This is a genomic window from Mesorhizobium hawassense, assembly GCF_003289945.1.
Taxonomy (GTDB): domain Bacteria; phylum Pseudomonadota; class Alphaproteobacteria; order Rhizobiales; family Rhizobiaceae; genus Mesorhizobium; species Mesorhizobium hawassense.
In genome coordinates, this window is the sequence record NZ_QMBP01000001.1 from 883,830 (window position 1) to 903,116 (window position 19,287).

Annotated in this window: 19 protein-coding genes and 1 tRNA gene; 8 read left to right on the plus strand and 12 right to left on the minus strand. The window is 61.9% G+C overall.

Annotated features, from left to right (window positions below; translation table 11 throughout):
- Positions 1-8 precede the first annotated feature (8 nt).
- From DPM33_RS03930 to DPM33_RS03950, 5 genes are all read right to left on the minus strand, one after another.
- Positions 9-875 carry a DUF1444 family protein gene (locus DPM33_RS03930; protein WP_112095703.1) on the minus strand — a complete coding sequence of 289 codons (867 nt, stop codon included), beginning with the start codon at positions 873-875 and terminating at the stop codon, positions 9-11.
- A complete protein-coding gene (locus DPM33_RS03935) occupies positions 875-2,038 on the minus strand; it encodes an isovaleryl-CoA dehydrogenase (RefSeq protein WP_112095704.1) in 1,164 nt (387 codons plus the stop codon). Before DPM33_RS03935 ends, DPM33_RS03930 begins: the two co-directional genes overlap by 1 nt.
- 47 nt (positions 2,039-2,085) lie before the next feature.
- Positions 2,086-2,733 (minus strand): TetR/AcrR family transcriptional regulator, encoded by a 648-nt coding sequence (locus tag DPM33_RS03940; protein WP_112095706.1) that lies wholly within the window; start codon positions 2,731-2,733, stop codon positions 2,086-2,088.
- Between the two features lie 88 nt (positions 2,734-2,821).
- Positions 2,822-3,103 carry an acylphosphatase gene (locus DPM33_RS03945; RefSeq protein ID WP_112095707.1) on the minus strand — a complete coding sequence of 94 codons (282 nt, stop codon included), beginning with the start codon at positions 3,101-3,103 and terminating at the stop codon, positions 2,822-2,824.
- A gap of 57 nt (positions 3,104-3,160) precedes the next feature.
- On the minus strand, positions 3,161-4,285 hold the full coding sequence (locus DPM33_RS03950) for a pyridoxal phosphate-dependent aminotransferase (RefSeq protein WP_112095709.1): 1,125 nt from the start codon (positions 4,283-4,285) through the stop codon (positions 3,161-3,163).
- A gap of 151 nt (positions 4,286-4,436) precedes the next feature.
- On the opposite strand from DPM33_RS03950, the gene DPM33_RS03955 reads away from it, so the two are divergent.
- Positions 4,437-6,113 (plus strand): tetratricopeptide repeat-containing sulfotransferase family protein, encoded by a 1,677-nt coding sequence (locus DPM33_RS03955; protein ID WP_112095710.1) that lies wholly within the window; start codon positions 4,437-4,439, stop codon positions 6,111-6,113.
- Positions 6,114-6,232: 119 nt separating this feature from the next.
- Here the strand turns inward: DPM33_RS03955 and DPM33_RS03960 are convergent, their stop codons facing one another.
- From DPM33_RS03960 to DPM33_RS03970, 3 genes are all read right to left on the minus strand, one after another.
- Positions 6,233-7,384 carry a porin gene (locus DPM33_RS03960; protein WP_112095712.1) on the minus strand — a complete coding sequence of 384 codons (1,152 nt, stop codon included), beginning with the start codon at positions 7,382-7,384 and terminating at the stop codon, positions 6,233-6,235.
- 93 nt (positions 7,385-7,477) lie between these two features.
- Positions 7,478-7,633, minus strand: coding sequence for a hypothetical protein (locus tag DPM33_RS36790; RefSeq protein ID WP_245441983.1), 156 nt, complete (start codon positions 7,631-7,633; stop codon positions 7,478-7,480).
- A 194-nt stretch (positions 7,634-7,827) separates the two neighbouring features.
- Positions 7,828-7,918 (minus strand) — tRNA-Ser (locus DPM33_RS03970).
- A 449-nt stretch (positions 7,919-8,367) separates the two neighbouring features.
- Between DPM33_RS03970 and DPM33_RS03975 the strand changes: the two genes are divergently transcribed.
- On the plus strand, positions 8,368-9,528 hold the full coding sequence (locus DPM33_RS03975) for a porin (protein WP_112095713.1): 1,161 nt from the start codon (positions 8,368-8,370) through the stop codon (positions 9,526-9,528).
- A gap of 241 nt (positions 9,529-9,769) precedes the next feature.
- Positions 9,770-10,846 carry a tyrosine-type recombinase/integrase gene (locus DPM33_RS03980; RefSeq protein ID WP_112095715.1) on the plus strand — a complete coding sequence of 359 codons (1,077 nt, stop codon included), beginning with the start codon at positions 9,770-9,772 and terminating at the stop codon, positions 10,844-10,846.
- Between the two features lie 83 nt (positions 10,847-10,929).
- Here the strand turns inward: DPM33_RS03980 and DPM33_RS03985 are convergent, their stop codons facing one another.
- On the minus strand, positions 10,930-11,820 hold the full coding sequence (locus tag DPM33_RS03985; RefSeq protein WP_112095717.1) for an alpha/beta fold hydrolase: 891 nt from the start codon (positions 11,818-11,820) through the stop codon (positions 10,930-10,932).
- A 230-nt stretch (positions 11,821-12,050) separates the two neighbouring features.
- Positions 12,051-14,090, minus strand: a complete 2,040-nt coding sequence (locus tag DPM33_RS03990) for a lytic transglycosylase domain-containing protein (RefSeq protein WP_112095720.1) — start codon at positions 14,088-14,090, stop codon at positions 12,051-12,053.
- Positions 14,091-14,234: 144 nt separating this feature from the next.
- Between DPM33_RS03990 and DPM33_RS35740 the strand changes: the two genes are divergently transcribed.
- From DPM33_RS35740 to DPM33_RS04005, 4 genes are all read left to right on the plus strand, one after another.
- Positions 14,235-14,441: a hypothetical protein gene (locus DPM33_RS35740; RefSeq protein ID WP_146770193.1), complete on the plus strand. Its 207-nt coding sequence runs from the start codon at positions 14,235-14,237 to the stop codon at positions 14,439-14,441.
- 175 nt (positions 14,442-14,616) lie between these two features.
- Entirely contained in the window at positions 14,617-15,498 is an 882-nt protein-coding gene (gene dapA, locus DPM33_RS03995; protein ID WP_112095722.1) for a 4-hydroxy-tetrahydrodipicolinate synthase, read from the plus strand.
- A 151-nt stretch (positions 15,499-15,649) separates the two neighbouring features.
- Entirely contained in the window at positions 15,650-16,129 is a 480-nt protein-coding gene (smpB, locus tag DPM33_RS04000) for an SsrA-binding protein SmpB (protein WP_112095724.1), read from the plus strand.
- A 153-nt stretch (positions 16,130-16,282) separates the two neighbouring features.
- The gene (locus tag DPM33_RS04005) at positions 16,283-16,993 is read left to right on the plus strand and encodes a glycoside hydrolase family 25 protein (RefSeq protein WP_112095726.1); all 711 of its coding nucleotides are present in this window, start codon (positions 16,283-16,285) and stop codon (positions 16,991-16,993) included.
- 60 nt (positions 16,994-17,053) lie between these two features.
- Here DPM33_RS04005 and DPM33_RS04010 read toward each other — a convergent pair whose 3' ends face one another.
- Entirely contained in the window at positions 17,054-17,983 is a 930-nt protein-coding gene (locus DPM33_RS04010) for a DMT family transporter (RefSeq protein ID WP_112095728.1), read from the minus strand.
- Positions 17,984-18,126: 143 nt separating this feature from the next.
- Between DPM33_RS04010 and DPM33_RS04015 the strand changes: the two genes are divergently transcribed.
- Positions 18,127-18,600, plus strand: a complete 474-nt coding sequence (locus tag DPM33_RS04015; protein WP_112095729.1) for an Lrp/AsnC ligand binding domain-containing protein — start codon at positions 18,127-18,129, stop codon at positions 18,598-18,600.
- A 29-nt stretch (positions 18,601-18,629) separates the two neighbouring features.
- Here DPM33_RS04015 and DPM33_RS04020 read toward each other — a convergent pair whose 3' ends face one another.
- Complete coding sequence (locus tag DPM33_RS04020; protein ID WP_112095975.1) at positions 18,630-19,286, minus strand: uracil-DNA glycosylase; 657 nt, start codon at positions 19,284-19,286, stop codon at positions 18,630-18,632.
- Position 19,287: the final 1 nt, after the last annotated feature.

Sequence of the window (19,287 nt, forward strand, 5' to 3'; positions counted from 1 at the left end):
GCCAAACTCTATGCTTGAGCCAGGAGCTTACCGTTACGGCGCTCGAAAATCTTGTCGGACAGCAGGTTGAAGCCGTCCTTGAACGTGACGTCTATCATCTGCCGGGCAGCGTTCTGGGCATTCGGATTGCTCGCGTCGAAGACGAACAATTGGTCCCGGCGCGGCAGCGCGAACAGAACATCGCCGGGGAAATGCGGCTTGATGGACATCCAAAATTCGTCGAGAAGAATAAGGCTCGTAGAAAGCATCGTGTTGCCTTCTACATAATACAGATAAGCGATGCCGACGTCACCGTCTGAAACAATCTTTGGCAGCCATTTCTTCACATTGTTCAGTGCGACGTCACGCAAATCCGAAAGTGCTCTCCCTGGAAAATCCTTTGATGAAATAGGAGAGATTGAATCGTGAAGATCGGCCATATATACAATTGCGAGTTCTCCTACCAACGGCTCGTAGAGTAACTCCGTGCCAGGTGATTTGAGCTGATCGGCATACTGAAGCGTTCGCACCACAGCGATAAGATTATTTTCGCCAACCTTGGTAAGATGTGCGGCAGTCAAGACCCGGACAAACCGGTCGATGGCGGCTTCGGCGTTCTCGTCGGGATAGGAGTTCAGGTAACCGAAGATGTTTGTAACGTCCGAAGTTACGTCCTCGTTGCCGATTCTCGTGTTGATTTTTGCGGGATCGGATGGATCCGCCACAGCACTTTCGACGCCTGGCAGGCGTTTGATGGCGGCGATGACGATTTCCCTGAATTCTGCGATGTCGGGGAAGCGCTGTTCCGTTGCCCTGGTGCGTCGCAGAAGGCCCGCAAATGACGCAAACAATGCCATAGAAAATAGTCCTCGCCGCGGGATATCGCCACCTGCCATCACACCCCCTCCTTCATGATCTCCCGCCCAATCAGCCAGCGGCGGATCTCGCTGGTGCCGGCGCCGATCTCGTAGAGCTTGGCGTCGCGCAAAAGCCGCCCGGTCGGATAGTCATTGATATAACCGTTGCCGCCGAGCAGCTGGATGGCGTCGAGCGCCATCTGCGTCGCTTTCTCCGCCGCGAACAGCACGCAGCCGGCGGCATCCTTGCGGGTGGTCTCGCCGCGGTCGCAGGCGGCCGCCACGGCATAGACATAGGCGCGGGCCGCATTCATCGTCGAATACATGTCGGCGAGCTTGCCCTGCACCAGCTGGAAGCTGCCGATCGGCTGGCCGAACTGCTTGCGTTCGTGCACGTAGGGGATCGCTACGTCGAGACAGGCGGCCATCAGCCCGATCGGGCCGCCGGAAAGCACCGCGCGCTCGTAGTCGAGGCCCGACATCAGCACCTCGACGCCGCGCCCTTCCTCATGCAGGACATTCTCGAACGGCACCTCGACATTCTCGAACACCAGCTCGCCGGTGTTGGAGCCGCGCATGCCGAGCTTGTCGAGCTTCTGCGCCACCGAGAAGCCGGCCATCGTCTTTTCGACGATGAAGGCGGTGATGCCGCGCGAATGGCGCTCCGGATCGGTCTTGGCATAGACCACCATCGTCCCGGCGTCGGGACCGTTGGTGATCCACATTTTCGAGCCGTTGAGCACATAGCGGTCGTTGCGCTTTTCGGCGCGCAGCCGAAGCGACACCACGTCCGAGCCGGCGCCTGGTTCCGACATCGCCAGCGCGCCGACGGTTTTGCCCGAGCAGAGGCCGGGCAGGTACTTCTCCTTCTGCGCCGGCGTTGCCCAGCGGTTGATCTGGTTGACGCAGAGGTTGGAGTGCGCGCCATAGGACAGGCCGACCGAGGCGGAGGCGCGCGAGATTTCCTCCATCGCCACGACATGCGCGAGATAGCCCATGCCGCTGCCGCCGAAATCCGGATCGGCGGTGATGCCGAGCAGGCCGAGCGCGCCGAGCTCGCCCCACAGATGCGCCGGGAACTCGTTGGAACGGTCGATCTCGGCCGCGATCGGCGCGATCCGGTCCTGGGCGAAGCGCCGCACGGTGTCGCGCAATGCCTCGATGTCGCTATCAAGTCCAAAGTTCAGCGTATTCGTGTACATGCCGTTCCTCCCTGCGCACGCCCCGGTTTTCGCGGATCATGCCTGTATCAGAGTGCCACGGCGTCCCTGGCGCGCCCGGAGGGACGCGCGGTGCCATGGCTGATTGTCGCGCCGACTAGGCGCATTGTCATCGAAAGATATGATGCCGTGACTTCAGTGACGGACAGCCGCTCACCGGGCCGGAACCAGACGATGACGCCGGTCATCATCTGGATCAGCGCCATGGCGGTCAGCCCAGTATCGTCGATCTCGAAAACGCCGGCCTCGGCGCCGTCGCGCAGGATCGCGCGCAACTCCTTCTCATAGGCCGTGCGCATCTTGAGGATTTGCGTCAGCCGTTCATGCGACAGGCTGCGCAATTCCATGTTGGAGACATGGGTGGAGTGGCGCCGCTCTATGTGGAAGGCGATGTGGTTTTCGACGTAGGCGGCAAGCCGGCTCATCGGATCAGCCGCGGCCGGTCGCGCCGTGCTCCAGGCTTGCTGCAGGCCTTCCATATGCTCGCGCATCAGCGTGAACAGAAGGTCTTCCTTGGTCGGGAAATAGCGATAGAGCGCCGCCGCCTGCACGCCGACCTCCGCCGCCAGCTGTCGCATCGACATCGCCTCGTAGCCCAGGCGCGCGATCAGGTTGACCGCCGCCTCGCGGACGGCCGCCTCCGTTTTTTCTCCGTCGGAACCCGTGGTGCGCGCCATGATTGCCTCGTCGATCGTGAATTAATAAAACGAACGTTCAATTAATTCAAGCCCCATACTGTGAAGCCGGCAGGACCTGTACCTTCCGTTAGACGATTATCCTGAAGTCGGCAGGCGCATCGCCGGCGCTGTCCTCGATCTCGACCTTTGACACCTCAGCACCTCGCGGTCCTTGCCACAGGCGATCGATCATCGCGGCAACCGCCGCATCGGCGCCGGCGATCAGCGCCGATACCGAGCCGTCGCTTTCGTTGCGCACCCAGCCCGTCAATCCGAGGCGCACGGCTTCGCCGCGCGTCCAGACCCGGTAGCTGACGCCTTGCACGTGTCCGGAAATACGCGCCCGAACGATTCTATGCTCGACTTGCATGGGCCAAGCTCCGCGTTGATGCCTGGCGGAATCTGGCACAGCGAAAGGCAAAGGCAACTATTGCTTGGGCTTGTTGCCGCGCGCAGCCGCCAACGCTCCGGGCAATTCCTCGGCGAAGATGTCTAGCTCATGGTCGAGGCCGACGCTGACCCGGATGCAGCGGTCGAGCCTGGGCGCCATCGGCTTGCGGATGAACACGTCGCGCGACAACAGACCCTGCATCACTTTCAGCGCGAAGGCGCCGTCGCGGCGGCAGTCGACGGTGACGAAGTTGGTTGCCGACGGCAACGGCTTCAGGTCGTTCTGCCTGGCGATGCTCGAAATGCGCTCGCGGCCTGCGGCCACGCGCGCCACCACGGAGCGCAGGTAATCCTGATCGGCAAGCGCTTCGAGGCCGGCAATCTGCGCCATGCGGCTGACGCCGTAGTGGTTGCGGATCTTTTCGAAGTCGCGGATCACCTCGGCCTCGGCCACGGCGTAGCCGCAGCGTATGCCGGCGAGCCCATAGGCCTTGGAAAAGGTGCGCATGCGGATGACGTTCGGCCGCGCGACATCGATCGGCGGCAGCGCCGAGGCCGGTCCCAGCTCGCCATAGGCTTCGTCGAGCACCAGCATCGTGGTTTCCGGCAGTGCCTCGATGAAACGGACGACATCCGGCGCCTCCCACCAGCTTCCCATCGGATTGTCGGGATTGGAGAGATAGACCAGCGGCGCCTTTTCGCTGGCGACTTTGCTCAGAAGTCCGTCCAGGTCTTCCTTGTCATTGGCATAGGGCACCGTCACCAGGCGGCCACCGACACCGGCGATATGGAAGTTGAAGGTGGGGTAGGCGCCGAGCGAGGTCACCACCGCATCGCCCGCCCCGACATACATGCGCGCCACCAGGCCGAGCAGGCCGTCAATGCCTTCGCCGACGACCACGTTTTCGGTTGCCACGCCGTGGTGCGCAGCCGCCGCCACCTTCAGCTCGTAATTGTCGGGGTCGCAATACATCCACTGGTCGCGGGCGACGCTCTCCATGCGGGCGATGACGCGTGGCGAAGGCCCGAAACTGCTTTCATTGGCGCCGATGCGGGCGCGGAAAGGCCGGCCGCGCTCGCGCTCCTGCGCCTCCGGCCCAACGAACGGCACCGTGGTGGGAAGCGCGCCGATGATCGGCGTTAAGGAAGGGCGCTGGCGCATGGCAAGGGCTCACTTGAAAAGGGTCTACTTGCTAGCGTGAGCGAGAGGTGGGTGCAAGCTGGCAGCGCTGTTTACGCACCAAACCTCACATAGGCCAAGCGTGAGGCTGCTTCGACTGGATTCTTCTCGCCCCTTTTGCTAGCGAGGCGTCATGAGCAACCGATTACCGCCCGCTTGGGCAAAGCACCTCAAAACCAAACGCCCCGCGAAGGCGATGCCGCCGAGAGCTGTGCCGCCGGAAATCCAGCCGACGTCCGGTTCGCTGCGCAATCCGTCCGATGACCTGGTGCTGAAGCAGGCGCTCGAGCTGCAGGACGCCGGGCGACTGACCGAGGCTGAGGAACTATGCCTTCGCGTGCTGGCAAGGACGCCAAACCATCCGCTGGCCCTCTATATCCAGGGAACGCTCGGGATCGGCTATGACGATGAAAAGGCGCTGCGCTATTTTGCCCGCGCGGTCGCGGAGGAGCCTCGAAATCCCTACTATCACCTTAGCCTCGGCGGAACCTATTTGAGGCTCAGCGAATTCACGCCGGCGATCAAGCACATTCGGCACGCCCTGGATTTGAAGCCGGATCTCGTGGAAGCGATCTGCACTCTGGGCGATGCTTACAATTCCTTTGACAAGGGGGAACTTGCGCTGCCGCTCTTTGAAAAGGCGCTGAAGATCAATCGGGATCATCCTGTGGCCCGGTTGGGGCTGCCCCGCGCGCTTGCAAGCCTTGGCCGCATGGACGAAGCCGCGGTTCATCTGAAGGCGGCGATAGAACGGCGCATTGCGGTGCCGGCTGCCTACAATGCACTAGTGCACACACGCAAGTACCTTGAAGAGCCGCCGGAGCTGGCGGCGATCCTGGCCGAGCTTCAGCACCCGGAGCATGGATCGGAGGGAGCGGCAGAGCTCCATCACGCCGCCGGAAAGCTGCTCAACGACCTCCATCGCTACAAGGAGGCCATGCAGCATTTCCAGAAAGGCAACCAAGCCAGAGGCCGTAAATTCGATCTGGAAGCCCACCGCCGCTGGGTCGATGCCACGATCGAGACCTTCACACCGGAATTGGTGGCTTCAATGGCCGCTTTCGGCAATCCCTCGGAGGCGCCTGTATTCGTCGTTGGCATGCCCCGCTCCGGCACAACGCTGACCGAGCAGATTTGCGCCAGCCATCCTGGCGTCCATGGCGCCGGTGAGCTCAACAAGCTTGCACGAACAGCCAACGGGCTCGGGCTCAAGGACCGCGCCGGCGCGGACCTCAGCAAATCGATCGCGGCCATTAGCCCCGAACTGACCAGGACGCTGGCCGATGGGCATCTCGCCTATCTGCGCGAGCGGGCTCCTGAGGCGCTGCGAATAGTCGACAAGATGCCCCACAATTTCGAGCTGATCGGCCTGATCACAATCCTCTTTCCCAACGCGCGCATCATTCATTGTCGCCGCGATGCCATCGACAACTGCATTTCCTGCTACGTCCTGCAATTCAACGAGGCGCATAGCTACAGCGCCGACCTCGAGACGCTGGGGCTTTACTACAGGGAGTATGATCGCCTGATGCGGCATTGGGACAAGGTCCTCCCAGGCCGGATCTTCGAAAACCGCTATGAGGCTTTGATTGAAAATCAGGAGGAGCAGTCGCGCCGGCTCATAGACTTTCTCGGCTTGCCTTGGGACGAAGCCTGCCTGCGCTTCTTCGACCGGAGCGGCTCCGTGAACACTTACAGCAATTGGCAGGTCCGCCAGCCGATCTATACGTCCTCGGTCAAGCGATGGAAGAATTACGAGAGTGAGATCCAGCCTTTGATCGACGCGCTGGGGGATCTCGCCGACGCCTGACCTTAAGTTTCTGTCGGCGGGTTAGGTCTTTATACAACCGCAGCAGCTTGAAATGGCATTCACGCAAATAAACCCGGCGGTCGCCCGCCGGGTTTTCGATTTCGATCAGACAGCGCCTGTTAGAACGAGCGCTGGAAGCGGAGCATGCCGCCGACGCTGTTCTTCTTGTCGGCATTAGTGAAGTTTACGACGTCGGCGCCCGAAACCCACTCGTCGAACTTGCCGAAGTGATCGTAGTCGACTTCGGCAGTGACCGTGAAGCCGGGAACGAGGTCGTACGCGACGTTCGCCGCCACGCCGTAGTTCTTGTCCTGATCACCCGACACCTGGAGGTTGAACGAAGTTTTTTCGTTGAACTTGTAGGTGCCGCCGGCCCAGAACGCCCAGTTGCCGCCCCAGATTTTGTAGAAGCCGCGATCATGTGCGTCGATGGCGTTGGTCGGGTCGTCGAGGTTGTTGTCGGTGCCGTAGCCGAACATGCCGAACACCGACAGTTCATTGCTGAGGTTGACGTCCACACGGACCTTGCCGGCGACTTCCTCGTAGTTGCTGTCGTAAGCCACGACACCGCTGATTGCGCCCCAGCCCTGCGTGTACTTCACGCCGCCGACGACATGCGGAACGTAGCTGTCGATGGTGCCGACGACGCCCTCGCCTTCTTCAAGCGAAACCACGGCGGAGAAGCCGTTGCCGGCGTCGAAGTAGTACTGAACCACGTTGGTGTCGAAGTCGCCATAGGGGACAATCGTGTCGTTGATGACGTTGCCGGCATAGCCGATGAACGTATTGAAGGCCGATTCGTCCTTACCGACGCGGAGACCACCGAGCTGGATCCAGGCGAAGTTCAGCGAAACTCCGCTGTTGCGCGCCGTGTTGTAGTAAACGGCAGCATTCCGGTTGGCGAAGTTGAAGCGGGTCTCGGTGTAGGTCTTCAACGTGCCGAGTTCGGTTTCCTGGCCGGTCCAGGTCTTCAGGGTGAAGCGGGTGTGCTTCTGGAAGGTGCTGTTTTCGCTGCCGTCCTGGTGGTCGGCGGTCTTGGCGCCGTCGAACGAGCCGACATCCCCGACGCCGATGTCGTAACGGACATAGCCGCCGATGCGCAGGCAGGTCTCGGTGCCGGGGATGTAGAAGTAGCCCGAGCCGTAGACGTCGCAGATCTTGACGTATTCCGCCGGTTCCGGCTCGGCGACGGTCACAGCGTCGGCGGCGCGAGCACCGGAAACTGCGACGAGGGCCGCAGCTGAGCCGAGAAGAAGGCTCTTGATGTTCATTTTCTGACCTCCAGTCAGAATCGAACGGCAGCGTTGAGGAAAAGAAGGCTAGTTAGGCTGTTTCCTTTCAATTTCAGATGGATAAGTCCTGAATCAGTCAGGAGGGTTCAGTCCGCCAAAACCGTTTGTTGGCGAAGGCCTGCCGGATCCGGTCTTGAAATATTGCTCGAGTTGCCGCGCGTTGGCCTCGGTTTCGACCCCGATGTAGGCCTTCAAGGTGACAGGCAAATAAGCCTTGGTCGAAGTCACCTGTCCTGATTGATGCGATTCGAAACGACCCGGAGATCGTTTGTCGATCCGACATAGACATCGCCGTTATGGAGCTGCGGGAAATAGACGTACCACATGGTCCCCCCCACGCTACTTCGTAGCTTCGGGCGACACTCCCACGCCCAAATGCGGTTCCGGGTGGCCTGCCACCCGAAGCCCGCAGGGGCGTAGGGTGGCGGAGAGGATGGGATTCGAACCCACGAGAAGCTTTTGACCTCTACTCCCTTAGCAGGGGAGCGCCTTCGACCACTCGGCCACCTCTCCGTCGCGCCGGTGGATAAAGAAAAGCGTCGGCACAATCAACAAGCCGGCGCCATAATCAGCGAAAAATCGGCAGGCGGGCACGGTCCCGCCGTTCCAGATGGCGATTCTGCGGCATCTGCCTGGCGCGCGACTCGCCGACATGCCGCAATTCGGTCCCGCCATTGCCGGATTCGGCCCGATTCCGGCGCTGCAAGGCCTCGATGGTTAACGAGAGCTTTCGGAGTGAGGCCAAATCGTGTCATTTGTGCAACAACCCCCGGGGATAGCGTCCGGACAGCTGTCCCGCCGATACGATCGTGGTTGAACGGCGCCGGCTCATGGGTAAAGGTCATGTTCGAAGGAGCGGCGCGGTGCGCATCTTTTTCGGTAGTGGGGATGGGGCAGGGAACGCTGTCCTTCAGCAAAAAATACCCAGACCCGTTTTTTAACTTTTGACTGGAGGTCAGAAAATGAACATCAAGAGCCTTCTTCTCGGCTCAGCTGCGGCCCTGATCGCAGTTTCCGGTGCTCGCGCCGCCGACGCTGTGACCGTCGCCGAGCCGGAACCGGCGGAATACGTCAAGATCTGCGACGTCTACGGCTCGGGCTACTTCTACATCCCCGGCACCGAGACCTGCCTGCGCATCGGCGGCTATGTCCGTTACGACATCGGCGTCGGTGACATCGGCTCGTTCGACGGCGCGGCGACCGCCGACCATGAGGATTTCTCCCGGCAGGAAACCTTCCAGAAGCACGCCCGCTTCACGCTGAAGACCTGGACCGGCCAGGAAACCGAACTCGGCACGTTGAAGACCTACACCGAGACCCGCTTCAACTTCGCCAACCGGAATGCTGCCGTCCCCTACAACACGGCGCGCAACAGCGGTGTTTCGCTGAACTTCGCCTGGATCCAGCTCGGTGGCCTTCGCGTCGGTAAGGACGAATCGGCCTTCAACACGTTCATCGGCTACGCCGGCAACGTCATCCAGGATACGCTGGTTCCCTACGGCGATTTCGACACCAACGTCGTCCAGTACTACTTCGACGCCGGCAACGGCTTCTCGGCGGTCGTCTCGCTCGAAGAAGGCTCGGGCGTCAAGGGCACCATTGACAGCTACGTTCCGCATGTCGTCGGCGGCGTGAAGTACACGCAGGGCTGGGGCGCCATCACTGGCGTCGTTGCTTATGACAGCAACTACGAGGAAGTGGCCGGTAAGGTCCGTGTGGACTTCAACGTCAACGACGCGATCTCGCTGTTCGGCATGGTCGGCTATGGCAGCGACGACAACCTGTCGGATCCGACCTGGGCAATCCCTGGCACCAGCGGCATCCCAGGGGCGCAGGGCCGCGGCTTCTTCAAGCAGTGGGGCGGCAACTGGGCCTGGTGGGTCGGCGGCACCTACAAGTTCAACGAGAAGACCTCGTTCAACGCTCAGGTGTCGGGTGACGACGACAAGAACTACGCCGTTGCGGCAAACATCGCTTACGACGTCGTTCCCGGCTTCACCGTCACGGCCGAAGTTGACTGGGCTCACGACGGCAAGTTTAACCAGTTTGGTAACTTCAACTGGACTGGCGCCGACAAGAAGAACAGCGTCGGCGGCCTCCTCCGTTTCCAGCGCTCCTTCTAAGGGCTGGACTGCTACAACTGAAATCCGGCCCGGGCGTCTCCACGCCCGGGCCGTTTTGCTTTCGCGACTGGTTCAACGCAACGAAAGGATGGGGGTGAAACGGTAAGCTGATTGGGTCTGTCGGATGATTTTGTGGGATCCACTCCGGTGGATGGGATTGGCCGCAAGACTCGAAAACTCTTGAAAGGACATCTCCAAACGGTTAGGGCTGGTCCCTTAACCACAGGGGGTGTGGCTAAGAATGTCGAACGAAGCGGTTCAAGAGGCCGAGGCCTCTGGTCATTTTGCGTTCTTTTCTTCTCAGAATTCGAAGTTCAACTACACGTTTAACAAGATCAGAGAAGTAAAGTCGTATCGGATCGGGGAGCTTTTTGCAGCTTATCGAGATATACTCTGGGATGATGGGCGGCATAAATACAATGTCAGCTCTTTCATCGGTGAAATAGACGAGATCCTTCTGGGAGAGCGTTTCAGCACCTTTGACCAGAACACCCTGGACAATCTTATCGGTACATTGCGCCAGCGCGGCAACAGCAACGCAACCATCAATCGCAAGATGGCTGCCCTCAGCAAATTGCTGCGTAAGGCGCATAAGATGGGAGATATCCACAGCCTGCCCGAGTTCCGCCGCCAGAAGGAGCGGGCGGGACGGATTCGTTTCCTCGAAAGGGACGAAGAGGCGAGGTTGTTCGCGGCGATCAAAAGCCGCAGCGAGGATGCCTACCGGCTTTCCGTCTTCCTGGTCGATACCGGCTGCCGCCTCGGTGAGGCGCTCGGCCTGATCTGGAACGACATCCAGGAGCATCGCGTCTCCTTCTGGATCACAAAATCCGGCCGCAGCCGCACCATTCCGATGACCGAACGGGTCAAGGACGTGATCAAGCTGCCGCCAAACACCGAAGGGCGTCGGCCAAAGGGCCCGTTCACCAAGCTCACCCAGGCGCAGTACCGCGCGATCTGGAACGAGGCGAAGACGGAAGTCGGCCTCGGCGCCGACGAGCAGGTTGTGCCGCACATCCTGCGCCACACTTGTGCCTCGCGCCTCGTCCAGGGCGGCATCGACATCAGGCGCGTGCAAATGTGGCTGGGCCACCAGACGCTGTCGATGACCATGCGTTACGCGCATCTGGCCACCAACGACCTCGATGGCTGCGTCGTCGTGCTCGAAAAGCCGCGCGGTGACGGCTCGTCATCGCACTCGGCGGAAGCTTCCGCGTTTGCGTCGCCCCTCACGACGCCGACCTCCGCCCCGTCGTCGCGAAAAGAGCAAGGACCGGAACCGGCCAAGGCGCCAAAAAAGCGCTCGAAAGGCAAATAGGCCCGATCGAACCGGGTTCGCCAGCGGCAAAAATCTATATTTAGCGGCAGAGCCCGGGACCGATATAGTCTCGGGCTTTACTTCTATTCGACTTGATTTTCGGCCCGATCGAGGAATGCCGCTATCTTCTGTGGCAGGCCGCCGGTCTCGAGGAAAGGCGCATGGCCCTGGCCTTCGACGATGATCGCCTCCATGCCGGGGTGCCGCCGTTGCATCTGCTCGAGTGTTGCCGTGGACAGAAGTTTCGAGTTGGCGCCGCGGATGGCAAGCAGCGGCACGGCGGCAAGCGCGTCGAACTGCGGCCACAGATCCTGCAGCGGTTTCGAGAAATCGACGCCGGCCAGCGTGTCGACCAAAGCCGGGTCGAAATCCGGCACAAATCCCGCATCGGTCTCGCGGCAGATCGCAGCCACCATGCGTGCCCAGTCGGCGTTGCCGAGCGCGGGGAAGCTGGCGCCGTGCACGCTCCGCTGAGCTTCGACCGCCTGGGCGAATGTCTTCGGTCTCGGCGCACGGTCGAGGTAAGCGCGGATATGGGCGAGACCTTCCACCTCGATGACCGGACCGATGTCGTTCAGCACGATGGCCTTCAGCACGGTCGGCTTCATCGCGCCGAGTACATGGATGATCAGGCCGCCGCGCGAGGTGCCGATGAAGGCGGCCTGTTCGATGCCTAGCGCCGACAGCCCGGCAAGCACGTCGCCGGCTTCGACCCCGACATTATAGTGGCCGATATCCGGATCGTAGTCGGATTGGCCGCGGCCGCGATAGTCGAACGCGATGACTTTGCGTGGGCCCCTCGACATGCTCGAAAGGTAGAGCGCCAGTTCATGGAAGTCGCGGGCGTTGCGGGTGAGGCCGGGCAGGCAGACGACGGGAAGGCCGGAATTCGCCTCGCCATGGATTCGGACATGCAGCTTCAGGCCGTCAGGTGCGGGATAAAAGAAGTCGGAGAAACCTTCGTCGCTCGCCATCGGACTGTCGCTCTTCGCTAGGTGAAGCGAGTGCTACAGGCGAGGGTAGGGATCGTCAAATGGGAAGCTCTTGCCTTCTCCCCTTGTGGGAGAAGGTGGCCTCGCGAAGCGAGGTCGGATGAGGGGTGTTCCAGGGAACGCCAACGCCCCACTTCGCTGGAACACCCCTCATCCGTCTCGGCGCTGCGCGCCGATCCACCTTCACCCACAAGGGGAGAAGGAGAATCCCCTCAGCTGCGTCCGTTCACGAGATCCCCAACGATGTCGTATTTGCCTGAAATACGCATCTTGTAGACCTCGTAATTCTCCATCACGCGCTGAACGTAACTTCTTGTTTCCGTGTAGGGAATCCGTTCGATCCAGTCGACGACCTCGTCGACCTGCTTGCCGCGCGGATCGCCGTATTTCGCCACCCACTGGGCGGCGCGGTTGGGGCCGGCATTGTAGCCGGCGAAGGTCAGCACGTAGGAACCGCCGAAGCGGTCGAGTTGCTCGCCGAGAAAGGCCGAACCCAGCGTCGCATTGTAGCCGGCATCGCTCGTCAGCCGCGCCTGCGAGAAACTCATGCCGGCCTTCTTCGCCAATTGCTTGGCCGTGCCCGGCATCAATTGCAGCAGGCCGCGCGCGCCGGCGCTGGAAACGGCGCCGATATTGAACTCGCTTTCCTGGCGGGCGATGGCATAGGCGAGCGCCTTGCCGGGCCCGGAAATGTTGGCCGAATCGGGGATGACGCCGAGCGGATGCGACAGCGCGCCGACGTCGATGCCGCGCTGGGCGGCAATCTTGCCGACCTTCAGCGCCATGAAATGGTTGTCCTGTTTTTCGGCCAGCACGGCAAGCAGCGCCAGCTCGCCCGGACTCGTCAACTGACCGGCAAGGTCGCGATAGAGCGTCTCGGCATAGCGGTCATAGCCCGCTTCCTGCAGCCGCTTGATCGCGCTGACCGCCTCGCGGCCGTCAAAGCTCTGGCGGTCGGCCGCGCTCGGCTTCGGATAGGCGATGTTGAGGGTCCTCAAGCCCACGCGTTCGCCGGCGAGCTGGCCGTAGAAGGTCGTGCCGTAGCCGGCCGCGCGCGTGAAATAGTCCTTGGCGCTGCCGGGACCGCCGACCTCCGCCGCGCGGCCGAGCCAGTAATAGGCGCGCGCCAGCGACACCGGTCCCTGGGCGAACTCGGTGATACGTGTGAAGTGGCCGGCGGCGGTCACAGGGTCGTTGAGGCCGCGCAATGCATACCAGCCGGCATGGAATTCGGCTTCGGCGGCGTTCAGCGAGCTCTCGGCGGCATGCATGGAGACGATTTTGTAGGCGGTCTTCATGTCGCCCTGGTCGACCATCTCGCGCGATAGCACGCGGCGCTCGACCCACCATGCGTCCGGGTCGACCAGCGAATCGCGGTCTGTCGGCGCCTTCATCACGACGGAAGCCGCATCGGCGAATTTCTGCTGCTTGCGCAGATATTCCGCCTCGGCGAAGAAATAGCCGGCCGAGCGCTGTGCCGCCGGCACCGCCTTCAACAGCTTGGCGGCGTTCTTGTCACCCTTGTCGGCCGCCGCCCAGGCGTCCGCCAGCGGCTGCGCGCCGGCGAGACCGGCGACGCGCAGCGCCGAGGACGGCCGGTCGGCATAAAACATCCGCTCCATGCGATAGCGGTGGTCGGCCGCCGGGATCAGCGCGCCGAACTCCTTGATGACGGCCGCCTCGTCCTTGGCTTCCAGCTTCTCGCTGCGCCAGAACGGTACCAGCACCGCGCGGGCCGCAGCTTGGTTGCCCAGCGCCACCTGCGAGCGGGCAAGGATGATCACGCCCTCCGGCGTCAGCGGCTGGCTGCGGCCGAAGGCCTGCACCACCACCTGCGGCGGCGGATTCTCGCGATAGAGCGCGCGCTCGCTGTTCTTGCGGAGCGCGATCGTGCCCGGCCATCCCGGCAGCATCTTGGCCGCGTCGGCGATCTCGCCGCTCGGCACCTGGTCGCCGCCGTAAAGCGCGATCGCCCAGGCAAGGATATGCCGGTCGAGCGAAATGGCGGGCAGCGTATCGCGGGCATTGCGCGCGCCGGCGATATTGTTGGCGGCGAGCGCGTCGAGCCCGCTCTTCAGTTGCGCTATGTCGGGAGAGGGGACGGCCGACGTCTGGCCGGGAGCATCAGGCGCGTTGGGCATGGGAATAGAAGCCGTGACACGCGCATCGACGCTTCCGCCGATCGCCATGCTAGGCGTCAGCGCGGCGATCGCGCCCAGAAGCGCGAAGAGATGAGGCCGCCTCGTCGGCATTTTACAATCCTAGCACATCGTCAGCAGGCGCGGGCACTCAAAACCCGATGCAAAGCCTAAAGGTAGGTCGTGAAGGGCTCGTAAACAAAAGGTTATCGAGGCCGTTCGAATTGCGCTTGCTGGCGTCCCGATTCTGAAATTCGCATGACCTTGATATCGGGCGCGGCGCGAATTTCAGAATCGCAAGGACACCAGCCAACTGTCGAATCCAGTGTCGTTTTGGTTTTCGATGTTCGCTCCGAGCCTGATATCGACGCCTGGCGAACATCGAAAACCACGACACTGGCACTATTGCGATCCTTGCCGCTGAACCATGTCGAGACTATGGTGCGCGGCTTCGCTTTCGGTTAGAAGGCGCGCAAACAAACCGACCAATGAAACACCAATGCATGTCGCCCAAAAGTGGGAACCGGTTTTGGGATAGCGACATACATCAACCAACAAAGTGCATGTCGCCCAAAAGTGGGAACCGGTTTTGGGACAACGACATGCATCAACCAACAAAGTTCCAAGGAGTTTGGAAGACATGCTGAGAGGCTCGCTGACCGCGCTCGTCACACCGTTCGAAAAGAGCGGGCGTTTCGACGAGAAAGCCTTTCGCGCTTTCGTCGAATGGCAGATCGCGGAGGGCACCAAGGGTCTCGTGCCGGTCGGCACCACAGGCGAGTCGCCGACGCTCTCGCATGACGAGCACCGTCAGGTCGTCAAGGTCTGCATCGAGGTTGCCAGGGGCCGTGTTCCGGTCGTCGCGGGCGCCGGTTCCAACAACACCGAGGAAGCGGTCGGGCTGGTGCAATATGCCGAAAAGGCAGGCGCCGATGCTGCCCTTGTCGTCACGCCTTACTACAACAAGCCCACGCAGCGCGGTCTCTATGAGCATTTCGCCGCCGTCGCCAAGGCGACCAAGCTGCCGATCATCATCTACAACATCCCGCCGCGTTCGGTGATCGATATGAGCCCGGAAACGATGGGCAGGCTGCGCCACGACTTCAAGAATATCGCCGGCGTCAAGGACGCGACCGGCAAGGTCGAGCGCGTCTCCTATCAGCGCATGACCTGCGGCAAGGATTTCATCCAGCTTTCCGGCGAGGACGCGTCTGCTCTAGGCTTCAATGCCCATGGCGGCATCGGCTGCATTTCGGTGACGTCGAACGTGGCGCCGCGGCTCTGCGCCGAGTTCCAGGAGGCGACGCTCTCCGGCGACAGCGCCAAGGCGCTCGACCTGCAGGATCGGCTTCTGCCGCTGCATGAGGCGATCTTCATGGAGCCCGGCGTTTCCGGGTCGAAATATGCGTTGTCGAAGTTGGGCAGAATTGAAAACGTGGTGCGCTCGCCGCTGGTCACGGTCGAGACCTCGACTGCGCAAAAGATCGATGCGGCGCTTAAGCACGCCGGCCTGATCAATTAGCGAGCCCGTTTGGAAACTCTACTCCTGCGGCCATCTGAAGGCGCCACCTGCGCTTCCGGTGCTCACGTACCATATGTACGCTCCGCTCCGGTTCTCGGTGACACCTTCACCTGACTCGCAGGAGCGAGTTTCGAAACGGACTCTAGTCGTTATGAATCAAGTCAAGAAAGCCGACCCCAACAACAAGACCGTTGCCGAAAACCGCAAGGCGCGCTTTTCCTACGAGGTGCTCGACACGATCGAGACCGGCTTGGTGCTGACCGGCACCGAGGTCAAGTCGCTGCGCCAGGGCCAGGCCAACATCCAGGAATCTTACGCTTCGGCTGAAGGCGGCGAGATCTGGCTGATTAATTCTTATCTGCCGGAATATCTGCAGGCCAACCGCTTCAACCACGAGCCGCGCCGGCGCCGCAAATTGCTGGTCTCGAAGCGCGAGATGGCCAAGCTCTCGCAGAGCGTCGAGCGCGAAGGCATGACGCTGGTGCCGCTCAAGATCTATTTCAACGACCGCGGTCGCGCCAAGCTGCTGCTCGCGGTCGCTCGCGGCAAGAAGCTGCATGACAAGCGTGAGACCGAAAAACAGCGCGACTGGTCGCGTGAGAAGGGCCGGCTGCTGAAGGAGCGCGGCTAAAGCAATTCCAGGAAAAGTGCGTAGCGGTTTTCCGTTCGGAATTGTGTCAAAACAAAAGAGTTTCTCTGGGACCGGTCGCATCCGGCCGCCTGAAAAAAGCCACCCGCCGGTTCTCTGGTCCGGCGCAATCTCACTTTCCGACGGGGGACGGTCTTGGGGAAGCGGGTTGTTTTCTGTGGCCTTGCCGGCGTGGTTGTCGCCTGTGCCATCGCGGCGGGCGCCTATTTCTGGTTCCGCGGCTTTTCCCCTGACCGCGCCGAGTTCCCGATCCGGGGCATCGACGTCTCGCACCATCAGGGAACGATCGACTGGCGGCGCGTCGCGGCCGACGATGTCGCCTTCGCCATCATCAAGGCAACCGAGGGCGGCACCCATGTCGATACTGAGTTCGCCACCAACCTGCGCGAAGCCCGGGCAGCCGGCCTGGCGGTCGGCGCCTATCACTTCTTCACCTTCTGCCGCCCGGGCGCCGATCAGGCGAGGAACTTCATTGCGGTGGTGCCGCGCGGCGAACCGCTCTTGCCGCCGGTGGTGGACATCGAGTTCGGCGGCAATTGCCCGCAGCGTCCGTCGCCGCAGCAGCTGAACGCCGAGCTTGCCGCTTTCCTCGGCCCGGTCGAGACGGCGTTCGGCAAGCAGGCGATTTTCTATCTGACCGACGAGGCGGCCGAGGCCTATTCCGGCGAGATCATCGCGCGGCGGCGCTGGCTGCGCTCATTGGCGATCAGGCCGAGCGGGAACGGCTGGATCTACTGGCAGTATCACAATATGGGCCGCGTCGACGGCATCAAAGGCGATGTCGATCTCAACGTGCTGAGGGGCAGCCGCCAGACGCTGGCCGGGTTGTTCGCCCTAACGCCGTGAGTGCTCGGCGGCAGCCTCGAACCTGTTTCTGCGGCTTTTTGCGTATATCGCTGAAAAGCCTCACGATCCGCGTGACGCCGGTACATTCAGGCTTGCGCTGGTACCAGGTCTCCCGATCGCCGAGATGGCCATTCCCGCTGCCATGATCGCGATGGCCGCGAACTGGATCGTCATCGGTGTTTCGCCGAGCACCGCCATGCCGACGAACACCGTGGCGATCGGTATGCAGGGCAGGAACAGAGACGCCGCCTGCGGCCCCAGTTGCCGGACGATGTAAGTGTAAAGGAACATGGCCGCCGCGCCGGCCAGGATCCCCTGGATCACGATCTGGCTGACGATCTCCGTAGCGGCTGCGGCATGGATATGGCTTGGCGCGAAGAGATAGAGAGCCGGCAGGGGCAGGCAGGACAGGAACACCACCGCGGCCGTCGCCGTGACAGGATCGGCACGCCAGCGCCTGACAAGAACGGCATAGGTCGAAAACATCAATCCCGATCCGATGAACAGCATATCGCCGAAGAGGACGCCGCCGGTGCCGTCGCGCGCCGGCGCAATGAACAGCGACAGGCCGGCGATAATCGCCAGGACACCGATGGTCCGTTGCCGTGAAGGGCTGTCATTGAAGACGATGCGTGACAGCAGGAACGAAAAGAAGACGATCGACGCTGGACAAAGCGCCGCCGCGTGGGCAGCAGGCGCATGGGTCAGGCCCCAGTTGATGATCAGCGGGTAAGGCAAGCCTGCCAGCGCCGCCAATATCAAGGCGCGTTGCCAGCCTAGCGCCCTCATGCTCGCCAAGCCGCCGCGCCAGACGATCGGCACAAAGACTGCGCCTGCGCCGCCAAAGCGCAATGCGGCCAGGTCCGTCGCCGTCAGATGCTCCCTGAGGCTGAAGCGCGCGGCGACGAATTGCACGGCGTAGATGCCGATCATGGTCAGGCCGGCAACAATGGCCAGTCTCGTGTTTCCTGCGTCCCCTGCGTCTGCCACGACTTGCCACCCATATGTCGCCGAAGATGAAGACCGTCTCCACCACTGCGGCGAAAGCGCAGGCTATTGTTCAGGCTTCTGCGTTGAAATACGCTCCTTTCAGAAAATGATAGTGGAATTCACACCAAAAAGGCAGTTTTAGAGTGAATCCAGAAGCAAGCGATCTCGACAGCGTCGACCGTACTCTCCTTCGGCTGCTGCAGGAGGATGGGCGCCGCACCACGCTTGATCTGGCGGCGCGTGTCGGCCTGTCGCCGACCGGCGCCAGCCTGCGGGTGAAGCGGCTGTTTCGGGAAGGCTACATCACAGCGGTCAGGGCCGTGCTCAATCCGGCAAAGATCGGGCGCGGCACGCTCGTCTTCATCGAAGTACGTCTCGATCACACGGCGCCTCATATTTTCGAACGCTTCGCCGAAGCGGTGACCAAGGCGCCCGAGGTTCTCGAATGCCACATGGTCGTCGGCGGTTTCGACTATCTGGTGAAGGCGCGCATTTCGGAAATGGCCGCTTATCAGCATTTCCTGACCCGGGTCATCCTGCCGTTGCCGGGAGTGAAAGAGACGCACACTTACGCCTCGATCGGCGAGGTGAAGCCGGATGCCCTGCTGCCGGTCTGAACTGGCTTGGGACTTCAGGGCACTTGAATCTAGGTCTTCAGGAACGCAGCAATCTCCTTGAACACATTGACGAACATCTCTTCGGTCAACACGCCCGTATTGGTGTTGTAGCGCGAGCAGTGATAGCTGGAAAACAGCGCGGCGCCACCGGCCTCCTGCCGTCCGCCATGACGGAACGGAATGGCCGCGACGCGCTCGCCCAGCGCCCGCACCGTCGACTGGTGCGCGATCGAGCCCAGCGTCAGGATGGCGCGCAAATTGGCGAAGCGCGCGATGGTCGGCTTCAGAAAAGTCCGGCAGGTGGCGATCTCGGCGCCGACCGGCTTGTTCTCTGGCGGCACGCAGCGCACCGCGTTGGTGATGGCCGTGCCGACGAGCTGCAGTCCGTCATCCGGCCTTGCCTTGAACTCGCCGCGGGCAAGGCCATGCGCGATCATCGTGCCGTAGAGCAGGTCGCCGGCATAGTCGCCGGTGAACGGGCGCCCCGTGCGGTTGGCGCCGCGCAGACCGGGTGCCAGCCCGACGATCAGCAGCTTGACCGAATCCTCGCCTTCCGGCGGCAGGAAAGTCGGCACTGGCGCGTTGAACCAGCCTGGTTCACGCTCGCGCCAGCCGGCGATGAAACCGTGCAGTCGCGGGCACAGCGGGCAGTCACGGCCGGGTTCGGGGGAGGGCGCGGCGGTCAAG